The following is a 23888-nucleotide window of genomic DNA, read 5'->3' on the forward strand; positions in this document are numbered from 1 at the left end:
CCGGGCGCGATCGCCTGTCGAATCGACTACTGATCGCCGCCCAGGTGGCTACCGAGATCCAGGCGGCTTTCCTCGATCCACCCTTCGAAATCCTCGCCCGTCCTGCCGTTCACGTACAAGATTTGCATCCACTTCTTGTACGGCTTGTAGACCGTCACCGAGTCGCCGGGAATGATGAAGTGCGCTTGCTCATGCATTGGGCCGCAGGCGCCGAATAGAAATAGGCGCGCCCCGACCCGATGACTTTCGCGGAAAGCGGCGGTCTAAAGTTGTAGTCCGGGCCGCTGGCCGCTTCGTTGAGTTTCCGGCAGTCGACCGGACTTCCGCATGCGCGTACGTGGCGGTAAGGCTCGCGCACAACGCGAGAATCGCGCCCAGCTTGCTCACTGGAATTCTTGTCATGAGGTTTGTGTGCAACGACGCGCGGCCTTGCGCCTTCCCTGTCCGTTCCCGACCGTGCAAAAGGGCGCGAGAACGGCGTAGTGTACGCGGCACTGCCTTGTGCCAACGGGAGCATGTAACCTGGCGCAACGCGATTCAGGTCGCCTCGAATCCTGTCGAGCAGAAATCAGCCGGCGTTGGCGTCCCGCAAGCACCCGTCGCGCACCGGCGCGAACCCATCGCGATACAGATCCGCCAGTTCCCTCGCCTTGCGTTCGAGCATCGCCGCATCCGCCCGCAACGCGTCGCCGATCGCATCGGCGATATCGTCCACGCCGACGACGCCCGGGACGCCCGCTGCTTCCCATGTCGCCGCATAGGCGGTCAGCTTCGTCGTCCGCGCGCCGACGGACGGATGACGGACGTTGACGCGCGGAAGCGCGAACGCCATCGCCACGATCCGGCCATGCAGGCTGCTGCCGCAATACACGCGGCTCTGCGCGATCAGCGCACAGATGTCCCACAGATTCAGCGACGCAAACAGCCTGACCGAACCGCTGCGCATCTTGCCGGCAATGCGTCGGTAGCACGCGAGGTCGTCATGCCACGGTGCCGCGCCGGCGCGAAACATCACGACGCCGAGCCGATGCGAGGACGCCGTCCGGTCGAGCGCGCGCGCGATGACGTCGAGCGTCGCGTCGTCGCCGAAATCGGCGCTGAACTGCACGGCCGCGTAGCCGTCGGGAAAGGCCTGACGCACATCCCGCACCGCGCGTTCCCCGGCGTGGCGACGGATCCGCGTGCCGAACAGCGCGCGGGTCATGACGGCCGGATCGGGGACGAGCCGCGCCTGGATGCCGGCCGCGTTCAGCTGTGCGAGCGTGGCCCGGTCGCGCACGCTGACGTCATCCGCCGCCGCGAGGGCGGCCAGCACTTCGCTGCGGAGCGCCGGATCGCGCGCATCGAGATCGGCACCGCCGACGGCGTTGAACGCGACGTGGTGCATCGGCACGTCGGGGTACGCACGCGCCGACAGCACATACGGCGCGAGCGACGCGGTGCCGAACCGCGCATGGGCCCATGCGGGCCCGCTGCGCGCCCACATGTCGGCACTCGCGATGTCGTCCCGGGTCTCGCCCGGACGCGACAGCATGACGGCCGCTTCCCACGCATTGCAGGTCAGCAGTTCGCCGCCGACGTGGATGACCTGCAGCGCCTGATCACGCGCGGCTGCCGCGATCCGTCCGAACGCCTCGACACGATGCCCGCCGTAGCGGCGCAGGTCGCGCGCGTCGAGGCCGGCGAATCGCAGGTCGCGGCCGTCGAGCATCCGCTCGACGACGTGCGGAAACAGCAGGTCGCCGACATTGTGCCGGTCGAATGCGCCGAACAGGACCGTCGGCATGTCGTGCGTTTCGTGCGTTTCGTGCGCTTCGTGCGTTCGCATGCGGGATTTCCGGGCGGCGCGCGACGAGCGTCGTGCGCGGGTGAGCGTTGCGGAGATTCTATCGGTCGGCGCGGCATTTGCGCCGCGTCTTCTGCATGCGCGACAGGCCGGTCGCGCTACTCCTCGCACTTCCCCGCACTCGACACACTCGCCACACTCACCGCATTTCCCGCATTTCCCGCATTTCCCGCGCTTCCCGCATTTCCCGCGCTTCCCTCACTTCCCGCGCTTCCCTCACTTCCCTCACTTCCCGCACTCCCGGCACTACCCGCACTACCCGCACTACCCGCACTCATGCACGCTGCAGCACTGGCGCCGCGTCCACGCCCGCCCGCTCGCGCCGGACCGGCAGCCGAACCGTGAACGTCGTGCCGCGCCCCTGCTCGCTGGCCACGTCAATCATGCCCCGGTGACGCTCGACGATGCCGTGCGACACGGACAGCCCGAGGCCTGTGCCCTGTCCGACCGGCTTGGTCGTGAAGAACGGGTCGAAAACCCGTCGGATGACGTCGGGCGGCATGCCCTTGCCCGTATCGCTGATCGCGACCGACACGCTCTCGTCGTCGCTCGTCGTGCGGATCGTGATGACGCCGCGCTCGGAAATTGCCTGCGCGGCATTGACGAGCAGGTTCATGAACACCTGGTTCAATTGTGACGGAAGGCATTCGACGTGCGGCACGTCGCCGTAGTCGCGCACGATGTCGGCCTTGTACTTGAGCTCGTTGTGGACGACGTTCAGCGTGCTCTCCAGGCCCGCGTGGAGGTCGACGATGTTCCATTCGTCGCTGCCCGGCCGCGAGAAGTCACGCAGGTCCTGCACGATGCGCCGCACGCGCATCGTGCCGTCGATCGATTCGTCGATCAGCGTCGCGATTTCACCGCGGATGTAGTCGAGATCCGCTTCCTTCCTCGCCGCGTCCAGCGTGCCGCGCGTGTCGGCGTCCAGCCGCGCCGTCACGGCTTCATGGGCTTCGACCACGTCGAGCAGGCTTCGAACCCAGGTCTTCAGCATGTTGAGGTTCGCGCTGACGAAGCCGATCGGATTGTTGATTTCGTGCGCGACGCCGGCCGCAAGCTGGCCGATCGACGCGAGCTTCTCCGACTGCAGCAGTTGCACGTGAGTCTCCTCGAGTTCGTGCAACAGCCGGCGCTGCTCGTCCTTCTCCTGCTCGAGGCGGGACTGCGCGGCCTTGCGTTCCTCGATCTCGCGCTCCATGTTCTCGCGGGTCCGCTGCAGCGTTTGCGTGGTGCATTCGTAACGGCGCAGCGCCCGTTCGAGTTCGCTGGTCCGCACCTGCACGAGTTCCTCGAGCGTGTCGGCCATCCCGCGCAGGAATGCGGTGCGGGCGTCGAAGCGCGAAATCATCAGCGTGACGATCAGGGTCGCCAGCGTGAACAACGCGACCGTCGTCGCGAGCCACGGCGTATCGATGCCGTTCGCGGCGCCGCAGCGCGCGTCCGGCGCGAAATGCGCGGCCGCCATCCCCGTGTAATGCATGCCGGTGATCGCGATCCCCATGATCACGGCCGCGCCGATGCGTCTCGCGTTGCGCGCCGCCTGAGTGCGCAGCGTCTGCGCGATCCACAGCGCGGCGGTCGATGCGACAACGGCCACGCCGATCGACGCCGCGAACAGCGCCGGGTCGTAGCGGATCCCCGGCTGCATGCGCATCGCGGCCATCCCCGTGTAATGCATGCCGGCGATCCCGCCGCCCATCAGTATCCCGCCGACGACGAGGCGCAAGCGCGTCAGCTTCGCGCGCGTCACGACGTTCAGCGCGAAGTACGACACCAGCACGGAGATCGCGAGCGACGCGCCCGTTTCGGCCAGGTTGTATCCGAGCGGAATCGGCAACGAGAACGCGAGCATCCCGACGAAATGCATTGACCAGATGCCGGTACCCATCGCAGCCGCGCCGCCACTCAGCCACGCAAGCCGGATCTTCGGCTTGTCGAGCAGCGAGATGAACGCGGCCAGATCGAGGGCCGTATACGACGCCAGCGTCGCGATGACGAGCGACAGCAGGGCGAGCGAGAAGTTGTACGTGCCGTGCATGGTCGAACGCTCCGGAATGTCGGAATCGCGTTTCCGTGCCGCGCGATCGGTTGCGAAGCACGGCGGCCGGGCCGTGCCCGCCGTCAGCCCGGTGGTCCGCCGGCCTCCGGCGCGGGCGCTGGTGCGGACGCGCCGGGCGCGGCCAGGACCAGAATGTCGAACGACGTGCCTTCCCGCGCCTCGAAACGGCGCACGAGTTCGATCTGATGGGCCGACATGACGCTCCCTTTCGTGATCAGCAACACGCCGCGGTGCGTTCGCAGGTCGTCGGCAAGCTGCATCCCTTCGAGCAGTTGCGAGGACTTCACTTCCGACACGGACGACGCAATGCCCAATTCAGCTGGATGCTTCATCAGCGTGACGAAGCGCTCGACGATCTCCGGGTCGTAACGCACGCCGGCCTGCGACTTGAGGATATCGATCGCCTGCTCGACGGATTGCGGTGCGCCGATCTCGCCGTGGCGCAGCCCTTCGAAATCGCGCGCCACCGCGACGATCCGCGAGCCGAGCGGAATGTCGGCGCCCGCGAGCCCGTCCGGCGTGCCGCGGCCGTTGAACCGTTCGTACTGGTGCAGCACGATCGACGCGACGTGATGGAGCTGCGCGACGGGCGTCAGCACCATCTGCGCGCGAAGCGGATGCTGCTGGTACAGCCGCTGCTCGTCCGTCGTCATCCGCACGAGCGGCTTGTGCAGCAGTTCGTCGGGCAGCGACAGCTTGCCGATGCCGTGCAGCAGCCCCGCGTAATAGACGTCCTGCGCGTGCAGGCTGCTCATGCCGGACGCGAGCGCGAGATGGCGCGCGATCTCGCCGATGCGCATCGACTGCCCGCCGATCACCCCGCAGCGCAGTTCGACCATGCTCGCGCAAACCTGGACCATCGCGATGAAATTGCTTTTGAGGTCGCGCTGCGCGGCCTCCAGGAACATCACGGTCTGGCCGAGTTCGTCGGTGCGGGCCCGCACCTGGCTTTCGAGTTCCGTGTTGAAGCGGCGCAGTTCGTCGTTCTGCGCCTGCGTGAGCGCCGCGAGCCGCGCGGCTTCGCTGCGCAGGCGCCGCTGTTCGAGCGCCTGCCCGATCGTCAGCAGCAGGTCGTGGTCGTCCCACGGCTTGTTCAGGTAGCGATAGATGCCGCCTTCGTTGACGGCCCGCGCGACCGATTCGACTTCCGAATAACCGGTCAGCAGGATGCGCATCGTGTCCGGATACAGCGCCCGCGCGCGGGCCAGAAACTCGACGCCGCTCATGTGCGGCATGCGCATGTCCGACACGATCAGATCGACGTCGGCCGACGCCAGGATCTCGAGCGCCGCCTCGCCGCCGTCGGCCGTGCGTACGTCGTAGCCGGACTGTCTGAGCAGGCGCCTGAGCGCCGACAGCACGCCGGGTTCGTCGTCGACGAGCAGGATCACGGCGGCGGGCGGCTCGCCCACCGGATGCGTCGCGTCGACCGTTTCGTCGGGCGTGGAACTGCTGCCGCTTGTTGCAGACGTCGTCATAATGGCCCTCGTATCGATTCTTCTTGATTCTTGTCGCCTCATCCGCAACATCGGCCTGCTGCGTGAATTCTTGATCAGGGGAAACACGTATGCGAGCCGTCGCCGCGCCGCAGATTCATCGTCGATCCGGCTGATTCCAGCATGCGAGAGCTTTGCGGCAAAATGGCGCGATCGGCGCTGACGCATCCGATCTCGAACGGCGGATCGAATGTGTCGCGCAGCACAGGATTCAATGCATCACACGCGACGATCATTCACAGCAGCGGAACCCGACGAACAGGTCGTTGCGGTGCGGCAGGTAGAAATTCCGGTAGCGAGGATGCTGCATGCGATCGCGCGTGACGAACGATCCGCCCCGCACCGACCGATGCGTGTAGAACCACGGCGCCGAATATTCCAGATACGGATCGGCCGAGAATCCCGCGTAGGGCGCGAAAGGATCGGCCGTCCATTCCCACACCGATTCGCCCCAATCGATCAAATCATGCGTGGCCGCGTACTCCCATTCCGCTTCCGTCGGCAAGCGCTTGCCGGCCCAGCGGCAATAGGCCTCGGCCTCGTACGCGTTGACGTGGCACACGGGCCGGTCAAGCGGCAGCGGCACCCAATTGCCGAACCAGCGCCATTCCCATTGCCATGGCGCGCCGCCCGCGACGCGCCAGCGCGCCGGATGTGCGAGCCCGCTCTGCTGCAGCCACGCGAGGCCGGCGTCGGACCACCACCGCTGGTCGCGGTAACCGCCGTCCGCGACGAATTCGGCGAACGCCGCATGGCTGACGCACGCGGCGCCGATCCGGAATGGCGCGAGCCGGACCGGATGCGCCCACTTCTCGTTGTCGAACACGAATCCGTTGTCCGCTGGCGAACCCATCAGGAACGTCTCGCCCCCCGCCCCGACCGATTCGGCGTCCGGCCGGACGGCAGGCATCTCGACCGGCGCATGCAGCGCGTAGTCGAGCGTCTGGCGCATGTAGGTCAGCGCCTCGGCATGCATGTCTTCGTGGAACAGTGCAAGCCGGAAGAAGTAGAGCGCGTCGTCGGTGTCGTCGGCTGCGTCGAGCGCGGCCAGCACGCGTTCGAGCACGACGGCGACGTACGCGTGCACCGCGTCGAGTGGCGGCATCGGCAGATGCCAGCGCATCGGGTGAGCCACGCGCATCGAGTCGAACAGTGAATCGGCATCCGCCAGTATCGAAGGCAACGTGGCGATCAGGCGGCCGCTTGCATCGGGACGCGGTTCCCGCAGCACCCAGTGCTCGGTGAACCACGCGACATGCGCGTATTCCCACAACGGCGGATTGATCCCAGGATCGTAGCGGACCTGCCACCGGGACGGCGACAGATCGTCGAGGATGGCCCAGGTGCGCCGGTGCGACGCGGAAAACGCCGCACGCAGCCCAAACTTGCCTATCCTTCTTGCTGCAACCCCTTCAGCCCCGATTGTCATGTCTCCTCCCAAGGCCAACGTCGCGATTATCAGCCCGGCACTGCGCAAAGCCAACAACGGCAACTGGCAGACCGCCCATCGCTGGGCGCTATTCCTTCAGAAGGATTACGCCGTCACGGTGGCCGCCGAACTGGCCACCGAATCCGCCATCGAACCGACGCCGCAAAGCGACGACAAAACGCTGCCGGCGTGCCTGATCGCGCTGCACGCACGGCGCTCCGCCGATTCCATCGCCCGGTTCGCCGATGCGTGCGCGGGACGCCCGCTGATCGTCGTGCTGACGGGAACCGATCTGTACCGCGACATCCGCAGCGATGCCTCCGCTCAACGCTCCCTTGATCTCGCGACTCACCTGGTCGTGCTGCAGGATGAAGGGCCGCACGAACTGTCGGCCGCGCATCGCGCCAAGTGCCGGGTGATCTACCAGTCCGCCCCGGCATGCCACGCGGCGGCCGCGGCACATGACGCGTTCGATGTCGTGCTGGTCGGGCACATGCGCGCGGAGAAGGATCCGCTGACGCCGATGCAGGCGCTTACGCTGCTTCCCGACGAATCGCGCGTGCGCCTGACCCACATCGGCGGCGCGCTCGACGACGTCTATCTGCAGGCCGCGCGGGCACTGCAGGCGCACGCGTGGCCAACGGTGCGGCGCTATGTGTGGCTGGAGAACCTGTCGCATGCCGACACGCGGCGACGCATCGCGCAGGCCCAGGCGATGGTGGTTTCCAGCGTGATGGAAGGCGGTGCCAATGTGATCATCGAGGCCGTCACGAGCGGCGTGCCGGTGCTCGCCAGCCGCATCCCCGGAAACATCGGCATGCTGGGTCGCGACTATGCCGGCTATTTCCCGGCCGGTGACGCCGCACAGCTCGCGCAGATGCTGGAGCGCGCAAGCCGCGATGCCGGCTTCCTCGCGCACCTGCGGCAGCAATGCGCGCGCCGGGCGCCGCTGTTCACGCCGGCGCGCGAGCGCGCCGCTGTGATCGAACTGGTTGCCGATGCGTTGCGGCCGGTGTGACCGTGGCCGTTGCCGTTGCCGTCAACCGATCAGACGACCCTGGACAATCGCCATGGAGCGCGTGACGGCTGCTTCGCCGTCAAGCCCTTTACTTCACGGCGGCGACAGTATGGAAGACTTCCGGCGGCCGCTTGAAGAACGGTCCCGCCAGTTGCCGCCAGGCCTGGAAATCGTCCGACTGGCGGAAGTGCACCATGTGATCGTCGACGGTCGCCCATTTCACGACGAGCAGATACTCGCCATTGCGTTCGATCACGCGCTGCAACTCTGCGCCGCCGCAGCCGCGGGCGCGCGCGAACAACGGCAGTGCCTGCCGGACTGCGGCCTCGAACTGCTCGGCTTGGGACGGTTCGATTTCGAGACTTGCGATTTCGAGGATCATGAGCGCTCCATTCATTCTGGAATATTCGATCGGTTTTCGACGTGGCGTGAGCCGCGGCCAGCGGCGCACGGGAACGATACCTGAAATCGCCGAAACGTAGCGCGCGCGGGTGCTGCTGTCTCATGCATCGAGACTACGGGTACTGTCGCCCGGACTGTTTCAGCACCGACGGCCATCCGTGGGACAGCGCCGAACGCTTCTTCGACGATTTCATCGAGCGCGCGCGGCACGCGCCGGCGTTCGCGAGCGCGCTGTATGCGGCGACATCGTGTCGGTCCGGAGTGAGTAAAACGAATTGTGACGGTCGTGCGAGGCATTCCTTGCAACCGTATTACGGCATTTGTCAGATGAAACTTGAGCCCGGCAGGCTGCACGATGACTACGCTGCGTCGGACGCAATGTCGGACGGCAGGCCCTGCGTTCGCTGGTAAAATTGAATGTGTTCCGGCCGATCTCGCGATCCGACTTCCGCACGGGGTCGCCCGAAGCGATCGCCGCCGGCACCCACGACCGTCCTTTCGGTCAGGGCACGCAAGCGCGTGCTGCCGTCCCCGTCCCGAGGCCGCGCCTCGGTCGAGACCACCGCGAACGCATGAATGGGTACGCCGTTGCGTGCCGGTCGCGGACCCGAGCGACACACTGCATCCGGATGCGCGATGTCCCTTTCGGGGACGCATCGCATTGCACGATGTCGCCGGCGGACGCGCATCCACTTTCATGACGAGTTTTGAGGTACACACGATGGCCCGCATCGGCGCCTTTTGCATCGCGTCGTGGCTCGCAGCCGCGATCCTTTATTTCGGGCAGCACTCCGTGGCGATGATTGCGCTCAGCGGCGTGGTGGTATTTGCCGGGTTCGATCTGCTGCGCCCGTGACCGGCGCGCACGGCAGGGAACGCGGTTCCGCCCTGCAGACGGGCATGCATCCGCCATAGGCATGGCCTATGCCCCACAAAGCCAGCGCGTATTGGCACGCCGGCGCGCGATGAACGAGAATGACGGCACCTTGCCGACCGTCATACTGGCTCGCCCGTGAACACGCGCCGTTCGACCCTCCAACCCTGCCTGCTCGCATGTGCCGTCATGCTGCTCGCCGCATCGGCCGTGATGCGAACGCAGTCGTGAAGCCTGCAGTGACCTTCATCGCCGACCTGCGCCGCGTGGCCGCCGACATCGCGCGCGACCTGCGCCGCATTCCCGTGCCGGGGCCGCGCGCGCTCGACGAAATCGAGGCCGTCGTCGCGGTCATGCTGTCGATTCTTTGCGCGCATGCGCTGCGCGAGCGCAACGTCGGATGGGCGGCATTCAGCGGCTACATGGTGATGCGCACGCATGTCGCAACGACCCTGCGGCGCGGCATGCTGCGCGTCGCGGGCACCGTCGCGGGCGCGGCGGCCGCCTATGCCGCGCATGCGCATTGGCCCGGATCACCGTCCGTGCTCGCCGTTGCGCTGGCGTGCGTCGGCGCATTCACGCTGTATTTCGCGCTCACCGAATCGAACGGATACGCGTGGCTGTTCGCGGGCCTGACCTTCGCGATGGTGACGACCGAAGCGCTGCAACAGCCGGCCGTGCAGCTCGCGGCGTTCGCGTGGTCGCGCGTTGCCGAGGTGGCGACCGGCACGCTGTGCGGGATCGCCGTCAGCGCGCTGTCCACGGCCGCGATCCGCCGCGCGCTGGCGGGCGACTACTACGTCCCGCCGGCCACGGCGGCCGCCCCGCCGGTGCGGCGCTGGCATGCGGCCGCCGGCATGCACGCGCTCAAGGGCGGCGTCGCGCTCGCCCTCGTCCCGTTGCTTGCGCGCGTGCTGCACCTGCCATCGCCGGCCCAGGCGTGCGTGACGATCTTCGCAGTGTCGATGATTCCGGCCGCGCAGCTGACGGCCGCGCACGGCCACACGGCACAACGCATGGCGCACCGCTTCGCCGGCTGTGCGGCGGGCGGCGCGCTCGCGACCGTCGGGCTCTATGCCAGCCACCATTCGCCCGCAATGATGGCGCTGCTGGTTGCAGCCGGCGTCGTCGTCGGCCGCCATATCGAAAACTCGCGCACGGGCGCGAACTACATGGGCACACAGTTCGCACTGGCGTTCCTCGTCGTACTCGTGCCCGACACGTACACGGCAGTCGATACGGCCGCGGGGCTCGACCGCTTTCTCGGCGTGCTGTCGGGCATCGCGGTCCTGTATCCGGTATTTGCGCTTTCGTTGTCGCGATCCTGGCGCGCCGACGCCCGGCCGTAACCGCGCATCGCGTCGCATTGCATTGCATCGCATCGCATCACGTCGTGTCGTGTCGTGTCGTGTCGTGTCGTGTCGTGTCGCATCGTGTCGCATCGCGTCGCGTCGCCGGACGCCCAACCGGGCGTCCGGCCGGCGTCAATCGCGCAGATAACCGTGGGTGGCCGGATCACGCATCGTCAACGATGCGATCGCGGCAACCGCACCCAGTGCGGTCACATACCAAAAGAACGCCGCTTCGACGCCGGCCGCCTTCAGCGACAGCGCCGCATACTCGGCCGATCCGCCGAACACGGCGTTGGCGATCGCATAAGGCAGGCCGACGCCGAGCGCGCGCACCTCGGCCGGGAACATCTCCGCCTTGACGAGCCCGCTGATCGACGTGTACAGGCTGACGACCGCCAGCGCCGCGAGGATCAGCACGAATGCCCACAGCGGATCGTGAGCGGTCCTGAGCGCCGCGAGCACGGGAACCGTGCCGAAGGTTGCGCCGATGCCGAACAGCAGCATCGACCGCCGGCGTCCGATCCGGTCGGACAGCGCGCCGAATACGGGCTGCATCAGCATGAACACGACGAGCGCCGCCGTCATGATCGCGCTCGCGGTCTTCGCCTGCATGCCGGCCGTGTTGACGAGGTACTTCTGCATGTAGGTCGTGAACGTGTAGAAGACGAGCGACCCGCCGGCCGTGAACCCGAGCACAGTCGCGACCGCGCGGCCATGCGCGAACAGGCCCATGAGGGTGCCCGCGTCGGCGCGGTTGCGCGTATGCATCGTCGTGGTCTCGTCGAGCGCGCGGCGCAGCACCATCGCGACGACCGCCCCGATCGCGCCGAGCGCGAACGGAATCCGCCACCCCCAGGCGACGAGCTGGTCGTGCGTGAGCCACTGCTGAAGCGCGACGACGACGACCAGCGCAAGCACCTGCCCGCCGATCACCGTCACGTACTGGAACGACGCGAAGAAGCCGCGCCATCCCGGCTGCGCGATCTCGCTCATGTACGTCGCGCTGGTGCCGTATTCGCCGCCGACCGACAGCCCCTGCACGCAGCGCGCGGCGAGCAGCAGCGCGCGGCGAGCAGCAGCGCGGGCGCGAGCGCGCCGATCTGCGCGTAGGTCGGCAGCACGGCGATCGCCAGCGACCCGCCGCACATCATCAGCACCGACACGACCATCGCGCGCTTGCGGCCGTGGCGATCGCCGATGCGCCCGAACAGCCAGCCGCCGATCGGCCGCATCAGGAAGCCCGTCGCGAAAACGCCGGCCGTATTGAGCAGTTGCGTCGTGCGGTCGCCGGCCGGAAAGAACGCCTGCGCGAAATACAGCGAGCAGAACGAATAGACGAAGAAGTCGAACCACTCGACCAGATTGCCCGACGACGCGCCCACGATCGCGCGGATGCGGCGCCGCGTATCGGCGGGAGTGCCGACCGCGTCCGGCAGCAAAGTATTGGCTTTCAATTGTGTCTCCAGATCCATGTTGTCCCGCTGTCCGGTCTGACGCCGCGTCGGGAAATCGGGCGCGACGCGCTGATGCGCGCCGCTGCCGGCACCTCACGGGAGTCATACTGGCTAACGCATCACGAACGGATTGCCGGTCGCCGCGCCCGTGTTGATCCACACGCTCTTCGTCTGCAGGTATTCGTCGACCGCGCCGATTCCGTTCTCGCGGCCGAGACCGGAATCCTTGTAGCCACCGAACGGCGACAGGTAGCTGACCGCGCGATAGGTGTTCACCCACACGGTGCCCGACTCGATGCGCTCGGCCATGCGGAACGCGCGGCCGAGATCCTGCGTCCACACGCCGGCGCCGAGCCCGAAACGCACGTCGTTCGCGATGGCGACCGCGTCCTCCTCGGTATCGAAGCGGATCACCGACAGCACGGGACCGAATACTTCCTCCTGCGCGATGCGCATGTCGTTCGTGACGCCCGTGAAGATCGTCGGCTCGACGAACCGGCCGCCGCCGTATTTGGCGCGCGTGGCCGCGCGGCCGCCCAGCGCGAGCACCGCGCCGTCGCCACGCGCGACGTCGATGTAGTGCAGCACCTTGTCGAACTGCGGCCGCGTCGTGATCGGCCCGACCTGCGTGCCGGCGTCCATCGGATCGCCCATCCGCGCGGTGCGCGCGAGCGCGACCGCACGCTCGACGAATGCGTCGTGGATGCTCGACTGCACGAGCAGCCGCGAACCCGCGATGCACGTCTGCCCGGTCGCCGCGAAGATTCCCGCGACCACGCCGTTGACCGCATCGTCCAGGGTCGCATCGTCGAACACGATGTTCGGCGACTTCCCGCCGAGCTCGAGGCTTACATGCTTGAAGTCGCGCGCGGCCTGCTCGTTGATGCGGCGCCCGGTGGCATCGGCGCCCGTGAACGTGACCTTGCGCACGAGCGGATGCGACACCAGCGCACTGCCCGCTTCGTTGCCGAACCCCGTCACGACGTTGACGACGCCGCGCGGGAACCCGACGTCCGCGAGCAGTTCGACGAACTCGAGCGTCGACGCCGACGTGAATTCCGACGGCTTGATCACGGCTGTGCAGCCGGCCGCGAGCGCGGGCGCGAGCTTCCACGCGAGCAGCATCAGAGGCGAGTTCCACGGCGTGACGATCGCGACGACGCCGAGCGGTTCGCGGCGCGTGTAGTTGAAATAGCCGGGCTTGTCGAGCGGAATCACGTCGCCGTGCAGCTTGTCCGCGAGCCCGCCGTAGTAGCGGTACCACTGCGGCAGGTATTGCAGCTGCGCGTGCATTTCCGCATACAGCTTGCCGTTGTCGCGCACTTCGATTTCGGCGAGGCGCGCGGCTTCGGTCGCGAGGCGGTCGGCCAGGCGGATCAGCAGGTGGCCGCGCGCGCTGGCCGACAGCGACCGCCACGCGCCGTCGGCAAACGCGCGATGGGCGGCCTGGACCGCGTGATCGACGTCCGCGGCGTTGCCGCGCGCGATCTCCGCCCACGGCTCGCCCGTGTACGGGTTGTCGGTGGCGAACCATTCGCGGCTGTCCGGCTCGCGGCGTTCGCCATCGATATAGAGAGAGTAGCGTTGCATGATCGACTCGTTGACTTCGGTGGGCATGCGCCGCCGCGCGGTGCACGAACGGCGCGAAAGGCGCGACGCGGCGGTGCGGCGGTGCGGCGGTGCGGCGGTGCGACGGTGCAGCATGACGCGCACGCCCGCGCCGTTGTCGCGCGGGCGCGATACGCGCACGGCTCAGAACGTCGCGAAGCCGAGATGCGCGCGCATGCGGTTCTTCACGTGCACGCCGTCGCGCGGCGGCAGCGCGCGCGGCGGCTCGTCGGCCGTGATGCGGACCTGCGCGAACACGGGGCCCTGCCGCGCGTTCGCGCGCTCGACGATCCTGCCGTGGTCGTCCTGCTGCGATACGACGAACGAATCGGCGACGCCGAATCCCTTCGCCACCGCGACGAGATCCGTGCCGAGGCTCGAATGGCTGCGCTGCATGCCGGTTTCGCCGTAGTGGCCGTTGTCGAGCACGACGATCGTCAGGTTGCGCGGCTGCTTCGCACCGATCGTGCCGAGGCTGCCGATTCCCATCAGCTGCTCGCCGTCACCGGTGATCACGACCACCGGCTTGTCCGGCTGCGCGAGCGCGAGACCGAGGCCGAGCGACGCGGCGCCGCCCATCGCGCCCCACAGATAGAAGCGGCTGTCGCTATCGCCGGCCGCGAACACATCGTACGAAGGCGAGCCGAGCCCCGTGACGACGAGCGCGTCGGGCACGCCGGCCAGCAGGCGTTCTACGAATGCGCGGCGCTCGATCGTCGCGCGGGTGTTCTGCATCGTCATCATTTCCTCTCCCATTTCTTGCGACCGATCAGGCTTTGCGACAGCAGCACGGCGACCTGCTCGCCCGCCTCGAACGCCGCATCGAAACCCGCGCTGACGATGTCCTCGACGTCCTCCGGACGATCGGCGCGCAGCACGGTGATGCCCATCAGCTCGAGCGCGGCCTGCGTCGTCTTGCCCATCGGGCCCTGCCACGGGTTGAACTCCGCGTATTCGCCGCGCATCGTCACGAGCGTGAAGAACGGGAAGTTGCAGCTGCGCAGCAGCGAGAACATGTTCACGCAGTTGCCGACGCCGCTGCTCTGCATCAGCAGCACCGCCCGCTGGCCGCCGAGCCACGCGCCGCTCACCACCGCGACGCCCTCCTCCTCGGTCGTCAGCGCGATGTCGTGGATCGCGTCGTCCGCCTGCGCGCGGCGGATCACGTGCGCGTGGCCAGCATCGGGCACATAGGCGATCTGGCGCGTGCCGCCCGCTTTCAGCACGGAAAAGATGGACGCCTGCCAGGCCGGCGGTTGTCCCGTTGAAGCGTTCATGTGGGGGCTCCTGAAGTGAGAGGTTTCAGGTATCTTAAAATGCGATGCTCACGCACCAGAAATAGAGATTTCTGATGCAAGCATCACGAACCGGCATGACGCACCTCGAGGGATCGCATGGATATCAAGCAACTTCGCGCACTGCTGGCGGTGGCCGAGACGGGCAGCGTGACGCGCGCGGCTGAAGCGCTGCATCTCGTGCAGCCGGCCGTGTCGCGCCAGCTGAAGCTGCTCGAAGAAGACATCGGCGCCGCGCTGTTCGACCGCGGCCGCTACGGGATGGAATTGACGGAGTCGGGCGAAATCCTCGTCGAGCACGCGCGCCGCGCGCTGCTCGAACTCGATCGCGCGCGCGCCGAGATCCTGCCATCGGACGCGCAAATCCGCGGCGTCGTCACGGTCGGCCTGCTGCCGAGCACGGCCGACCTGCTCGCCGGCCCGCTGCTGAGCGCGATCAAGGCCCGCCATCCGGCGGTCAGCCTGCGGATCGCGGTCGGCTATGCCGGCCATCTGCACGACTGGCTCGACGCCGGCGAAGTGGACGTGACGCTGCTGTACAACCCGAAAGCAACGCCCACGCTGCAGGCGCACCCGCTGCTCGAGGAAAGCCTGTACGCGATCGGTCCGCCGGGCGCGCCGCTCGACCTGCAGCGGCCGGTTGCGCTGGATACGCTGACGGGTCGGCCGATGATCCTGCCGAGCGCACCGCATGGGATCCGCAACCTGCTCGAACAGGCGTGCCCGGGATCGGGCGTGCGGCTGAATGTGGTGGCCGAAACGAATTCGATGAACGTGCAGAAGCAGCTCGTCGCCGGCGGACACGGCTACACGATCCTGCCCGGCATCTGCGTGACCGACGACGTCGCGCGCGGGCACCTTCGCGCGGCACCGCTGAGCGACCCGGGGCTGCAGCGCACGATCGTGCTCGCGCTGCCGAACACGCGCAGGATCGCCGCGGCCGTACGCGCGGTCACGGCGATACTCGTCGACGAAATGCGGGACGCGGTCGAGCGCGGCGCGTGGCCGGCCGCGCGCTGGCTCGCCGAATGAACGGCGCGGCGCGCGCGCCGGCTGCCGTCACGCCGGCGCTTCGACCGGCGCGCGCAGCGTGATGCCGGTCCACGCGCCTTTCGCGGACAGCTCCGCGATCAGCTCGACGATGGTCTCGCGCACGGCCAGCGCGGCCGAGCTGACGGGCGACGTGTTCGACCAGCACAGGCTGGCCGGGCGGCGGATCTCGGGATCGACGATCCGGCGCATCTTCGGGCGGCTTGCCTCGTCCCACAGCGTCAGCGCCGACGCGGGCAGGATCGTGCACGCAGCACCCGTGCGCGCGATCGACAGCAAGATCGGCAGCGAATCGATGTCCGCGATGATGTTGAGCGGCACTTCCTCGCGCGCACAGGTTCGCTCGATCAGCAGGCGCAGGCCGTTCGACAGGCCGGGCGCCACCAGCGGCACCCCCGCGAGCGCGGCCAGGCTGCAGGTGCGCGCGCGCGGCGACACGCTGCCGCCCGGCTCGCCGAGCAGATAAAGCTCCTCGTCGAGCACGGGCATCGCGGTGATGCCCGTCGTGTTCGATTCGCGGAACAGGATCGCCAGATCGAGCCGGCCGTTCGCGAGCAGTTCGTTGATGTAACCGCTCATGCTTTCGAAGAACTGCAGGCGAATGCCCGGATAGCGCGCGCTCACGCGCTCGAACACCGGCATCGCGAGAATCGATGTCATCGTCGTCGGAAAGCCCACCGCGACCGTGCCGGATTCGCCGCCCGCGCCCGCGCGCACTTCCTGCCGCAACTGATCCATCTGGCGCAGCACGAGCCGCGCGTGACGATACAGCGCCTGGCCGGCCGCCGTCGGCTTCACGCCCTGCGGGCTGCGCACGAGCAGCGCGACGCCGAGGTCGTCCTCGAGCTTCGCGATCTGCTGGCTCAGCGACGGCTGCGCGACGTAGAGCTTTTCGGCGGCCTTGCCGAGGCTCCCGTATTCGACGATGTTCACAAAATAGCGGAGCTGGCGGATATCCATGACCGTGCCGATCGTGCGCAAAGTCATAGGATACCCCTATGACCGGCACATTCAATCGGTATTTCCGGCGCGGCGCCGCTTCACCTACAGTCGTCTCCATCCCATTCCAAACCGCTGGCACGCCCAGTCACGGAGACGGCATTGAACGCTACGCAGTCCGACGCTCGCACCGGCGCCGCCGAGGTCGCGACCGACCTCGTTTCACTCACCCCGGCGGCCGCACTGGCCGCGGTCCTCGACCACGACACCCGGCCGCGCGCCGGCGATGCACTGCCGCCGCTCTGGCACTGGCTCTATTTCTGGTCCGTCGCACGCCAGTCGGAACTCGGCGCCGACGGTCATCCGCGCACGGGCGGCTTCCTGCCCGATCTCGGCCTGCCGCGCCGGATGGCGGCTGGCGGGCGGCTCCGTTTCGCCGCACCGCTTGCAATCGGCGCACCGGCGACGCGCATGTCGCGCATCCTGTCGGTCGAACGCAAGGCGGGCCGCAGCGGACGCCTCGCGTTCGTGACGGTCCAGCATTGCGTCGAATCGGACGGCGTGCTGTGCATCGAGGAAGAGCAGGACATCGTCTATCGCGAGCCGGCCGAACCCGGCGCACCGCTTCCGCAGCCGGTGCCGGCGCCCGACGGCGCGCAATGGGTGCGTGAAATCGAGCCGTCCGAAACGCTGCTGTACCGCTACTCCGCGCTGACCTTCAACGGTCACCGCATCCATTACGACCGGCGCTATGCGCAGGAGGTCGAAGCTTACCCCGACCTCGTCGTGCACGGGCCGCTGATCGCGACGCTGCTGCTCGATCTCGTGGCCCGCAGCCTGCCCGGCGCGGTCGTGCGCGACTACACGTACAAGGCCGTGCGCCCGACATTTCTCGGCCATCCGTTCACGCTGTGCGGCCGGCTGGCCGACGACGGCAGGACAGCCGAGCTCTGGGCGAAGGACCACGAAGGCTGGCTGACGATGTCGGCCCAGGTCCGTTTTGCCTGATCCACTCCCCATGCATCCCGGAATTCCCCTCATGAATCACGCAACCGATCCGTATCAAGACATTCGCGACGCCGTTCGCGACCTGTGCGGCCAGTTCCCGGCCGAGTACTTCCGCAAGATCGACGAGGCGCGCGGCTACCCCGACGAATTCGTCAACGCGCTGACGAAGGCCGGCTGGCTCGCCGCGCTGATTCCGCAGGAATACGGCGGCTCGGGCCTCGGCCTCACCGAAGCGTCGGTCATCATGGAAGAGATCAACCGTTCGGGAGGCAACTCGGGCGCGTGCCACGGCCAGATGTACAACATGGGCACGCTGCTGCGCCACGGCTCCGCCGAGCAGAAGAAGCACTACCTGCCGAAGATCGCGAGCGGCGAGCTGCGCCTGCAGTCGATGGGCGTGACCGAGCCGACCACCGGCACCGACACGACGAAGATCAGGACGACTGCCGAGAAGCGCGGCGACCGCTACGTGATCAACGGCCAGAAGGTGTGGATCTCGCGCGTGCAGCATTCGGACCTGATGATCCTGCTCGCGCGCACGACGCCGCTCGCCGACGTGAAGAAGAAATCCGAAGGAATGTCGATCTTCCTCGTCGATCTGCGCGAAGCGGTCGGCAACGGGCTGACGATCCAGCCGATCCCGAACATGGTCAATCACGAGACCAACGAGCTGTTCTTCGACAACCTCGAGATTCCGGCCGAGAACCTGATCGGCGAGGAAGGCCAGGGCTTCAGGTACATCCTCGACGGGCTGAACGCGGAGCGCACGCTGATCGCGGCCGAATGCATCGGCGACGGCTACTGGTTCATCGACAAGGTGTCGCAGTACGTGAAGGAGCGCGTCGTGTTCGGCCGCCCGATCGGCCAGAACCAGGGCGTGCAGTTCCCGATCGCGCGCGCGTACGTGAACGTCGAGGCCGCGAGCCTGATGCGCTTCGACGCCGCGCGCCGGTTCGACGCGCACGAGCCGTGCGGCGCGCAGGCGAACATGGCGAAGCTGCTCGCGGCGGATGCATCGTGGGAAGCGGCGAACGCTTGCCTGCAGTTCCACGGCGGGTACGGTTTCGCATGCGAATACGACGTCGAACGCAAGTTCCGCGAGACGCGCCTGTATCAGGTCGCGCCGATCTCGACGAACCTGATCCTGTCCTACGTCGCCGAACACATCCTCGACCTGCCGCGGTCGTTCTGACGGAGACGCGCCATGCGCCCACTTGCCGGCATCACCGTCATTACGTTCGAGCATGCGATCGCCGCGCCGTTCTGCACGCGCCAGCTCGCGGACCTCGGCGCGCGCGTGATCAAGATCGAACGCCCCGGCAGCGGCGATTTCGCCCGCAATTACGACGAGCGCGTGTCGGGGCTCGCGTCGCATTTCGTGTGGACGAACCGTTCGAAAGAGAGCCTGACGCTCGACGTCAAGCAGCCGGAGGCCGCCGACATCGTCCACACGTTGCTGGCCGATGCGGACGTGCTCGTGCAGAACCTCGCGCCCGGCGCGATGCAGCGGCTCGGCTTCGATTACGACACGCTGCGCACGCGCTATCCGCGCCTGATCGTCTGCGATATCTCGGGCTACGGCGCCGACGGCCCGTATCGCGACAAGAAAGCGTACGACCTGCTGATCCAGAGCGAGTCGGGCTTTCTCAGCATCACGGGCTCCGACAGCGAGCCCGCGAAGGCCGGCTGCTCGATCGCCGACATCGCGGCCGGCATGTATGCGTATACCAACATCCTCGCGGCGCTGCTCGAGCGGCAGCACACCGGACACGGACGGCACATCGATGTGTCGATGCTCGAGAGCATGGTGGAGTGGATGGGCTACCCGCTCTACTACGCGTTCGACGGCCAGCCGCCGCCGCGCCGCACCGGCGCATCGCACGCGACGATCTATCCGTACGGCCCGTTTCCGGCCGGCGATGGCAAGACGGTGATGCTCGGGCTGCAGAACGAGCGCGAATGGCAGCGCTTCTGCGACATCGTGATCCGGCAGCCCGATCTGGCGGCCGACGAGCGCTTCTGCGCAAACAGCCGGCGCGCCGCGAATCGCGACGCGCTGGCGGCGATCATCCACGGCGCAGTCGCCGAACTGACCGCCGCCGACGTGGTCGCCCGCCTCGACGAGGCCGGCATCGCGAACGCGCAGGTCAACGACATGCGCGCGGTCTGGCAACACCCGCAACTGCGTGCGCGCGGCCGCTGGACCGAGGTCGACACGGCGGCGGGACCGGTACCCGCGCTGTATCCGCCGGGCCAGTCCTCGCGCGACGAGCCGGTCATGGCGCCCGTCCCCGCGCTCGGACAGCATACCGACGCGATTCTCGCCGAGCTCGGCTACGACCCGGCCGGCATCGCGCAACTCCGGGAGCGGCGCGTCGTGTAGGCAGGCTCACTCCGGCCGGACCACGCTGCCGCAGAAGCAGCGCCGGCCTCTTTCCCCCATCAGGAGACATTCATGACAACCATCGTCAACGCCGCCGGCCGGCTTGACCGCTTGCCCGTATCCCGCTTTCACTGGAAGATCCTCGGCCTGATCGCGGGCGGCGCGTTTCTCGACGCATTCGACCTGTACCTCGCCAACGGCGCCGTCGCCGCGATGGTGAAAAGCGGCTTCGCGGACCTGCGCACGGGCGCCGCGTTCGTCTCGGCCACCTTCGTCGGGATGATGATCGGCGCGGGATTGTCCGGCTACATCGGCGACCGGCTCGGCCGCCGCTATTCGTATCAGCTCAACCTGGCGATCTTCGGCCTCGCGTCGATCGCCGCCTGCTTTGCGCCGAGCATCGAATGGCTGATCGTGCTGCGCTTCATCATGGGCATCGGGCTCGGCGCCGAGCTCGTCGTCGCGGCCGGCACGCTCGCGGAATTCGTGCCGCCGGCCACGCGCGGCAAATGGGTGTCGCTGCTCGCGATCATCATCAACAGCGGGCTGTTCTTCGCGCTCGCGATCGGCTACTGGGTGATTCCGAATCTCGGCTGGCGCTACATGTTCGCGATCGCGGGCGCCGGCGCGCTCGTCGTCTGGTTCCTGCGCCACCGGATGCCCGAGTCGCCGCGCTGGCTCGAATCCGTCGGACGGCTCGACGAAGCCGAACGCACGCTGCAGGCGATCGAGCGCGAAGTGTCGTCGCAGGTCGGCACCCTGCCGCCCGTGTCGCGCACCATCGACCTGAATGTCGGCGCGGTGCCGCTGCGCGCGCTGTTCGCGCCCGGCATGCGCAGCCGCGCACTCGTCGCGGCGCTGACGGCGATTGCCGTCAATATCGGGCTGTACGGCTTCATCGCGTGGCTGCCGACGTTCTTCGTGTCCGAAGGCCTGTCGATCGTCAAGTCGCTCGGCTTCGTGCTGCTGATGTCGATCGGCTCGCCGGTCGGCGGCGTGTGCGGGTATCTCATCGCGGACCGGATCGGCCGCGCGCGAGGCATCATGTCCGCGGCGCTCGTCAGCATCGTGCTCGGCTGGATCTACGTGTCGCTGCACGAACCGGCGGCGATCATCATCGTCGGCTTCTGTCTCGTCACGAGCATCTACACGGTCACGACGCTCGGGCTGTTCGGCTTCATTCCCGAACTGTTCCCGACCGAATTGCGCCTGCGCGGCACGGGCTTCGCGGGCATGGCCGGCCGCGCCGCGTCGATCGCGACGCCGTATCTCGCGCTCGCGCTGTATCACGCGTTCGGCGTCGGCGGCGTGATCGCGCTGGTCAGCGCGATCTTCGTCGCGTTGTGTGCCGGCATCTTGCTGCTGCGCATCGAAACGAGCCGGCACGCGCTGGAGGATATTGCGCCGACGGTGAGCGATGCTGCACCGGAAGCCGCGCGCGGCACCGCACGCTGAGGCGCGCCGAGCAAGCGTGCTTGTACACCAGCCTCTCCATTCAGGTACGCCTGAACGAGTCGGTGCCGGAAGCGTTCATCGTACTTCGTCACGAAACACCCGGCGCTGACGCTGGAACCTGTTCAGAATATCCACGCGGTTCACGAAAAACACCCCAGAGGTTGGACGCAAGTCCAACCTCTGGGGTGAAGTTCACGCCGGCGCCCCGTTTGCTTTTCAAGGCAATCCGTCGGACATTGGGCGCGCGAGTCATCGTCATGTTTCACACGCGCACTGTCCTCGGCGCGCGGCGTCGACCGTTACACGGACGCCGTCGGGCGACGATGCGCGGCAAGCGCCAGCAGGCGCTCGGCACGCAACACGACCGGGCGATCGACCATCTTCCCATCGACAGTAATCGCGCCGGCTTGCGAGTGCGATACCGCATCGATCACACGCGCCGCCCATGCGAGGTCGCGCTCGTCGGGGCCGTAGCATGCGTGAACGGTCGCGATCTGCTTCGGATGGATGCACAGCTTCGCACCGAAGCCATGCCGCTTGCCGTTCTGCGCATCGGCTGCCAGACGCCCGGCGTCATGAATGTCGGGCGTGACGCCGTCGACCGGCTGGTCGAGCCCGGCCACGCGCGACACGAGCGCGAGATGCGCGCGGTACGGATTCAGCGCGTCGCGATCGTCGTCGGTGCCCATCTCGGCGATGAAATCGAGGGTGCCGAACATCAGGCGCTTCACGCATGGCGCTTTGGCGATCTCCATCGCCGACCACATGCCCTGCGCGGTCTCGATCAGCGGAAACACGGGCACCTTGCGCTGCGCGCGCGACACGACGGCAATCACGTCGTCCGGGTGCTCGGCCTTCGGCAGCACGATGCCCGCAACGCCGTCGAGTGCGGCGAGCCGCGCATCGTCGTCGAACCACGGCGTGCCGCGGCCGTTGATGCGCACCAGCACGGGCCGCGCGCGTTCAATCCACGCCGCGACGGTCGCGCGCGCCGCGTCCTTCTGCGCGGGTTCGACCGCGTCCTCGAGATCGACGATGACGGCGTCGGCGCCGCTCGCGCACGCACCATCGAAGCGGTCGGGCCGGCTGCCCGGCACGAACAGATAGGACTGGGGCGAGAACGCCCCGTTGCCTGCCGGGTGACTGTCCTGGGTCATGTCAGTTCGGCCTCCGTTTTGTCATTGCAATGCATCGGCCAGTTCCGGCACCGCCTGAAACAGGTCGGCTTCGAGTCCGTAGTCGGCCACGCCGAAGATCGGTGCTTCGGAATCCTTGTTGATCGCGACGATCACCTTCGAATCCTTCATGCCGGCCAGGTGCTGGATCGCGCCCGAGATCCCGACCGCGATGTACAGCTGCGGCGCGACGATCTTGCCGGTTTGACCCACCTGGTAATCGTTCGGCACGTAGCCCGCGTCGACGGCCGCGCGCGATGCGCCGAGTGCCGCTTGCAGCTTGTCTGCCAGCGGCTCCAGCACCTTCGTGTAGTTCTCGCCGCTGCCCAGGCCACGGCCGCCCGACACGATGATCTTCGCGCTGGTGAGCTCCGGACGGTCCAGCTTCGTCACTTCGCGGCTCACGAACTGCGAAATGCCTGCGTCCGCCGCCGCTTCGATCTTCTCGACCGCTGCGTTGCCGCCTTCCGCTGCAACCGGATCGAAGCCCGTCGCACGCACCGTGATCACCTTGATCGGGTCGCTCGACTGCACCGTCGCAATCGCATTGCCCGCGTAGATCGGACGCTCGAACGTGTCGGTGCTGACAACGGCCGTGATCTCCGAGATCTGCGCAACGTCCAGCTTCGCGGCAATACGCGGCGCGATGTTCTTGCCGTAGGCGGTCGCCGGCGCCAGGATGTGCGAATAGTCCTTCGCGATGTTCAGCGCGGTTGCCTCGACGTTTTCCGCGAGGCCCGCTGCGAGTTGCGGCGCGTCGGCCAGCAGAACCTTCGACACGCCAGCAATCTTCGCCGCCGCGTCTGCAGCCGCTTGCGCGTTGTGACCCGCAACCAGCACGTGAATGTCGCCGCCGACGGATTGGGCAACTTCGTGCGCAGCAGCCACCGTGTTCAGTGTCGCCGCCCTGATCGACGCGCTGTCGTGTTCGGCAATAACCAGAATCGTCATCTCTATCCGCTCCCTCTTGTATCTTCAGTAAGGGTTTTGAAGTCAAAGCGCTTCAATCGTGTCAAATGGCCGTGGCCCTTGTGGTCACCACAGG

General features: G+C 67.4%; 20 protein-coding genes and 2 pseudogenes. 8 read left to right on the top strand and 14 right to left on the bottom strand.

The genetic code is table 11. The features are described 5' to 3' along the window. Positions 1 to 26: 26 nt before the first annotated feature. From ACV22Z_RS30285 to senA, 6 genes and pseudogenes are all read right to left on the bottom strand, one after another. Positions 27 to 402 (bottom strand): annotated as a pseudogene (locus ACV22Z_RS30285) (hypothetical protein). Positions 403 to 568: 166 nt separating this feature from the next. Beyond that, positions 569 to 1828 (bottom strand): polysaccharide pyruvyl transferase family protein, encoded by a 1260-nt coding sequence (locus ACV22Z_RS30290; RefSeq protein WP_448079923.1) that lies wholly within the window; start codon positions 1826 to 1828, stop codon positions 569 to 571. A gap of 292 nt (positions 1829 to 2120) precedes the next feature. Continuing rightward, positions 2121 to 3884: a histidine kinase gene (locus tag ACV22Z_RS30295; protein ID WP_448079924.1), complete on the bottom strand. Its 1764-nt coding sequence runs from the start codon at positions 3882 to 3884 to the stop codon at positions 2121 to 2123. A gap of 83 nt (positions 3885 to 3967) precedes the next feature. Beyond that, complete coding sequence (locus ACV22Z_RS30300; RefSeq protein ID WP_448079925.1) at positions 3968 to 5383, bottom strand: HD domain-containing phosphohydrolase; 1416 nt, start codon at positions 5381 to 5383, stop codon at positions 3968 to 3970. 74 nt (positions 5384 to 5457) lie between these two features. Next, positions 5458 to 5637, bottom strand: a complete 180-nt coding sequence (locus tag ACV22Z_RS30305) for a hypothetical protein (protein ID WP_448079926.1) — start codon at positions 5635 to 5637, stop codon at positions 5458 to 5460. Next, entirely contained in the window at positions 5634 to 6830 is a 1197-nt protein-coding gene (gene senA, locus ACV22Z_RS30310) for a selenoneine synthase SenA (protein ID WP_448079927.1), read from the bottom strand. Before senA ends, ACV22Z_RS30305 begins: the two co-directional genes overlap by 4 nt. On the opposite strand from senA, the gene senB reads away from it, so the two are divergent. Next, positions 6829 to 7848 (top strand): selenoneine biosynthesis selenosugar synthase SenB, encoded by a 1020-nt coding sequence (gene senB, locus ACV22Z_RS30315; RefSeq protein ID WP_448079928.1) that lies wholly within the window; start codon positions 6829 to 6831, stop codon positions 7846 to 7848. The two genes, senA and senB, sit on opposite strands and share 2 nt — an antisense overlap. Before the next feature lie 88 nt (positions 7849 to 7936). On the opposite strand, the gene ACV22Z_RS30320 is transcribed toward senB, so the two are convergent. Continuing rightward, positions 7937 to 8230: an antibiotic biosynthesis monooxygenase family protein gene (locus ACV22Z_RS30320; protein WP_448079929.1), complete on the bottom strand. Its 294-nt coding sequence runs from the start codon at positions 8228 to 8230 to the stop codon at positions 7937 to 7939. Between the two features lie 741 nt (positions 8231 to 8971). On the opposite strand from ACV22Z_RS30320, the gene ACV22Z_RS30325 reads away from it, so the two are divergent. Continuing rightward, the gene (locus ACV22Z_RS30325; RefSeq protein WP_277398513.1) at positions 8972 to 9106 is read left to right on the top strand and encodes a hypothetical protein; all 135 of its coding nucleotides are present in this window, start codon (positions 8972 to 8974) and stop codon (positions 9104 to 9106) included. Positions 9107 to 9351: 245 nt separating this feature from the next. Continuing rightward, positions 9352 to 10473: an FUSC family protein gene (locus ACV22Z_RS30330; protein ID WP_448079930.1), complete on the top strand. Its 1122-nt coding sequence runs from the start codon at positions 9352 to 9354 to the stop codon at positions 10471 to 10473. Positions 10474 to 10608: 135 nt separating this feature from the next. Here ACV22Z_RS30330 and ACV22Z_RS30335 read toward each other — a convergent pair. The 4 genes and pseudogenes from ACV22Z_RS30335 to ACV22Z_RS30350 all read right to left on the bottom strand — a co-directional run bounded on the left by ACV22Z_RS30335 (position 10609) and on the right by ACV22Z_RS30350 (position 14815). After that, positions 10609 to 11948: pseudogene (locus tag ACV22Z_RS30335) on the bottom strand (MFS family transporter). A 93-nt stretch (positions 11949 to 12041) separates the two neighbouring features. Next, positions 12042 to 13520: an aldehyde dehydrogenase gene (locus tag ACV22Z_RS30340; RefSeq protein WP_448079931.1), complete on the bottom strand. Its 1479-nt coding sequence runs from the start codon at positions 13518 to 13520 to the stop codon at positions 12042 to 12044. Positions 13521 to 13682: 162 nt separating this feature from the next. Continuing rightward, positions 13683 to 14273 carry a thiamine pyrophosphate-dependent enzyme gene (locus ACV22Z_RS30345; RefSeq protein WP_448079932.1) on the bottom strand — a complete coding sequence of 197 codons (591 nt, stop codon included), beginning with the start codon at positions 14271 to 14273 and terminating at the stop codon, positions 13683 to 13685. Between the two features lie 5 nt (positions 14274 to 14278). Further along, on the bottom strand, positions 14279 to 14815 hold the full coding sequence (locus tag ACV22Z_RS30350; RefSeq protein ID WP_448079933.1) for a phosphonopyruvate decarboxylase: 537 nt from the start codon (positions 14813 to 14815) through the stop codon (positions 14279 to 14281). Positions 14816 to 14932: 117 nt separating this feature from the next. Here ACV22Z_RS30350 and ACV22Z_RS30355 point away from each other — a divergent pair, with 117 nt between their 5' ends. After that, positions 14933 to 15865 carry a LysR family transcriptional regulator gene (locus tag ACV22Z_RS30355; RefSeq protein WP_448079934.1) on the top strand — a complete coding sequence of 311 codons (933 nt, stop codon included), beginning with the start codon at positions 14933 to 14935 and terminating at the stop codon, positions 15863 to 15865. Between the two features lie 27 nt (positions 15866 to 15892). Here the strand turns inward: ACV22Z_RS30355 and ACV22Z_RS30360 are convergent, their stop codons facing one another. After that, positions 15893 to 16843, bottom strand: coding sequence for a LysR substrate-binding domain-containing protein (locus ACV22Z_RS30360; protein ID WP_448079950.1), 951 nt, complete (start codon positions 16841 to 16843; stop codon positions 15893 to 15895). Between the two features lie 141 nt (positions 16844 to 16984). On the opposite strand from ACV22Z_RS30360, the gene ACV22Z_RS30365 reads away from it, so the two are divergent. From ACV22Z_RS30365 to ACV22Z_RS30380, 4 genes are all read left to right on the top strand, one after another. Next, positions 16985 to 17830 (top strand): acyl-CoA dehydrogenase, encoded by an 846-nt coding sequence (locus ACV22Z_RS30365; RefSeq protein ID WP_448079935.1) that lies wholly within the window; start codon positions 16985 to 16987, stop codon positions 17828 to 17830. 31 nt (positions 17831 to 17861) lie between these two features. Then, the gene (locus ACV22Z_RS30370; RefSeq protein ID WP_448079936.1) at positions 17862 to 19022 is read left to right on the top strand and encodes an acyl-CoA dehydrogenase family protein; all 1161 of its coding nucleotides are present in this window, start codon (positions 17862 to 17864) and stop codon (positions 19020 to 19022) included. 12 nt (positions 19023 to 19034) lie between these two features. Then, positions 19035 to 20213, top strand: coding sequence for a CaiB/BaiF CoA transferase family protein (locus ACV22Z_RS30375; protein ID WP_448079937.1), 1179 nt, complete (start codon positions 19035 to 19037; stop codon positions 20211 to 20213). Positions 20214 to 20285: 72 nt separating this feature from the next. Then, positions 20286 to 21668: an MFS transporter gene (locus ACV22Z_RS30380; RefSeq protein ID WP_448079938.1), complete on the top strand. Its 1383-nt coding sequence runs from the start codon at positions 20286 to 20288 to the stop codon at positions 21666 to 21668. A 299-nt stretch (positions 21669 to 21967) separates the two neighbouring features. On the opposite strand, the gene ACV22Z_RS30385 is transcribed toward ACV22Z_RS30380, so the two are convergent. After that, a complete protein-coding gene (locus ACV22Z_RS30385) occupies positions 21968 to 22825 on the bottom strand; it encodes an HpcH/HpaI aldolase/citrate lyase family protein (RefSeq protein WP_448079939.1) in 858 nt (285 codons plus the stop codon). A 21-nt stretch (positions 22826 to 22846) separates the two neighbouring features. After that, positions 22847 to 23794: an electron transfer flavoprotein subunit alpha/FixB family protein gene (locus ACV22Z_RS30390; RefSeq protein WP_448079940.1), complete on the bottom strand. Its 948-nt coding sequence runs from the start codon at positions 23792 to 23794 to the stop codon at positions 22847 to 22849. Between the last annotated feature and the right edge of the window lie 94 nt (positions 23795 to 23888).

Source organism: Burkholderia sp. PU8-34 (assembly GCF_053427725.1).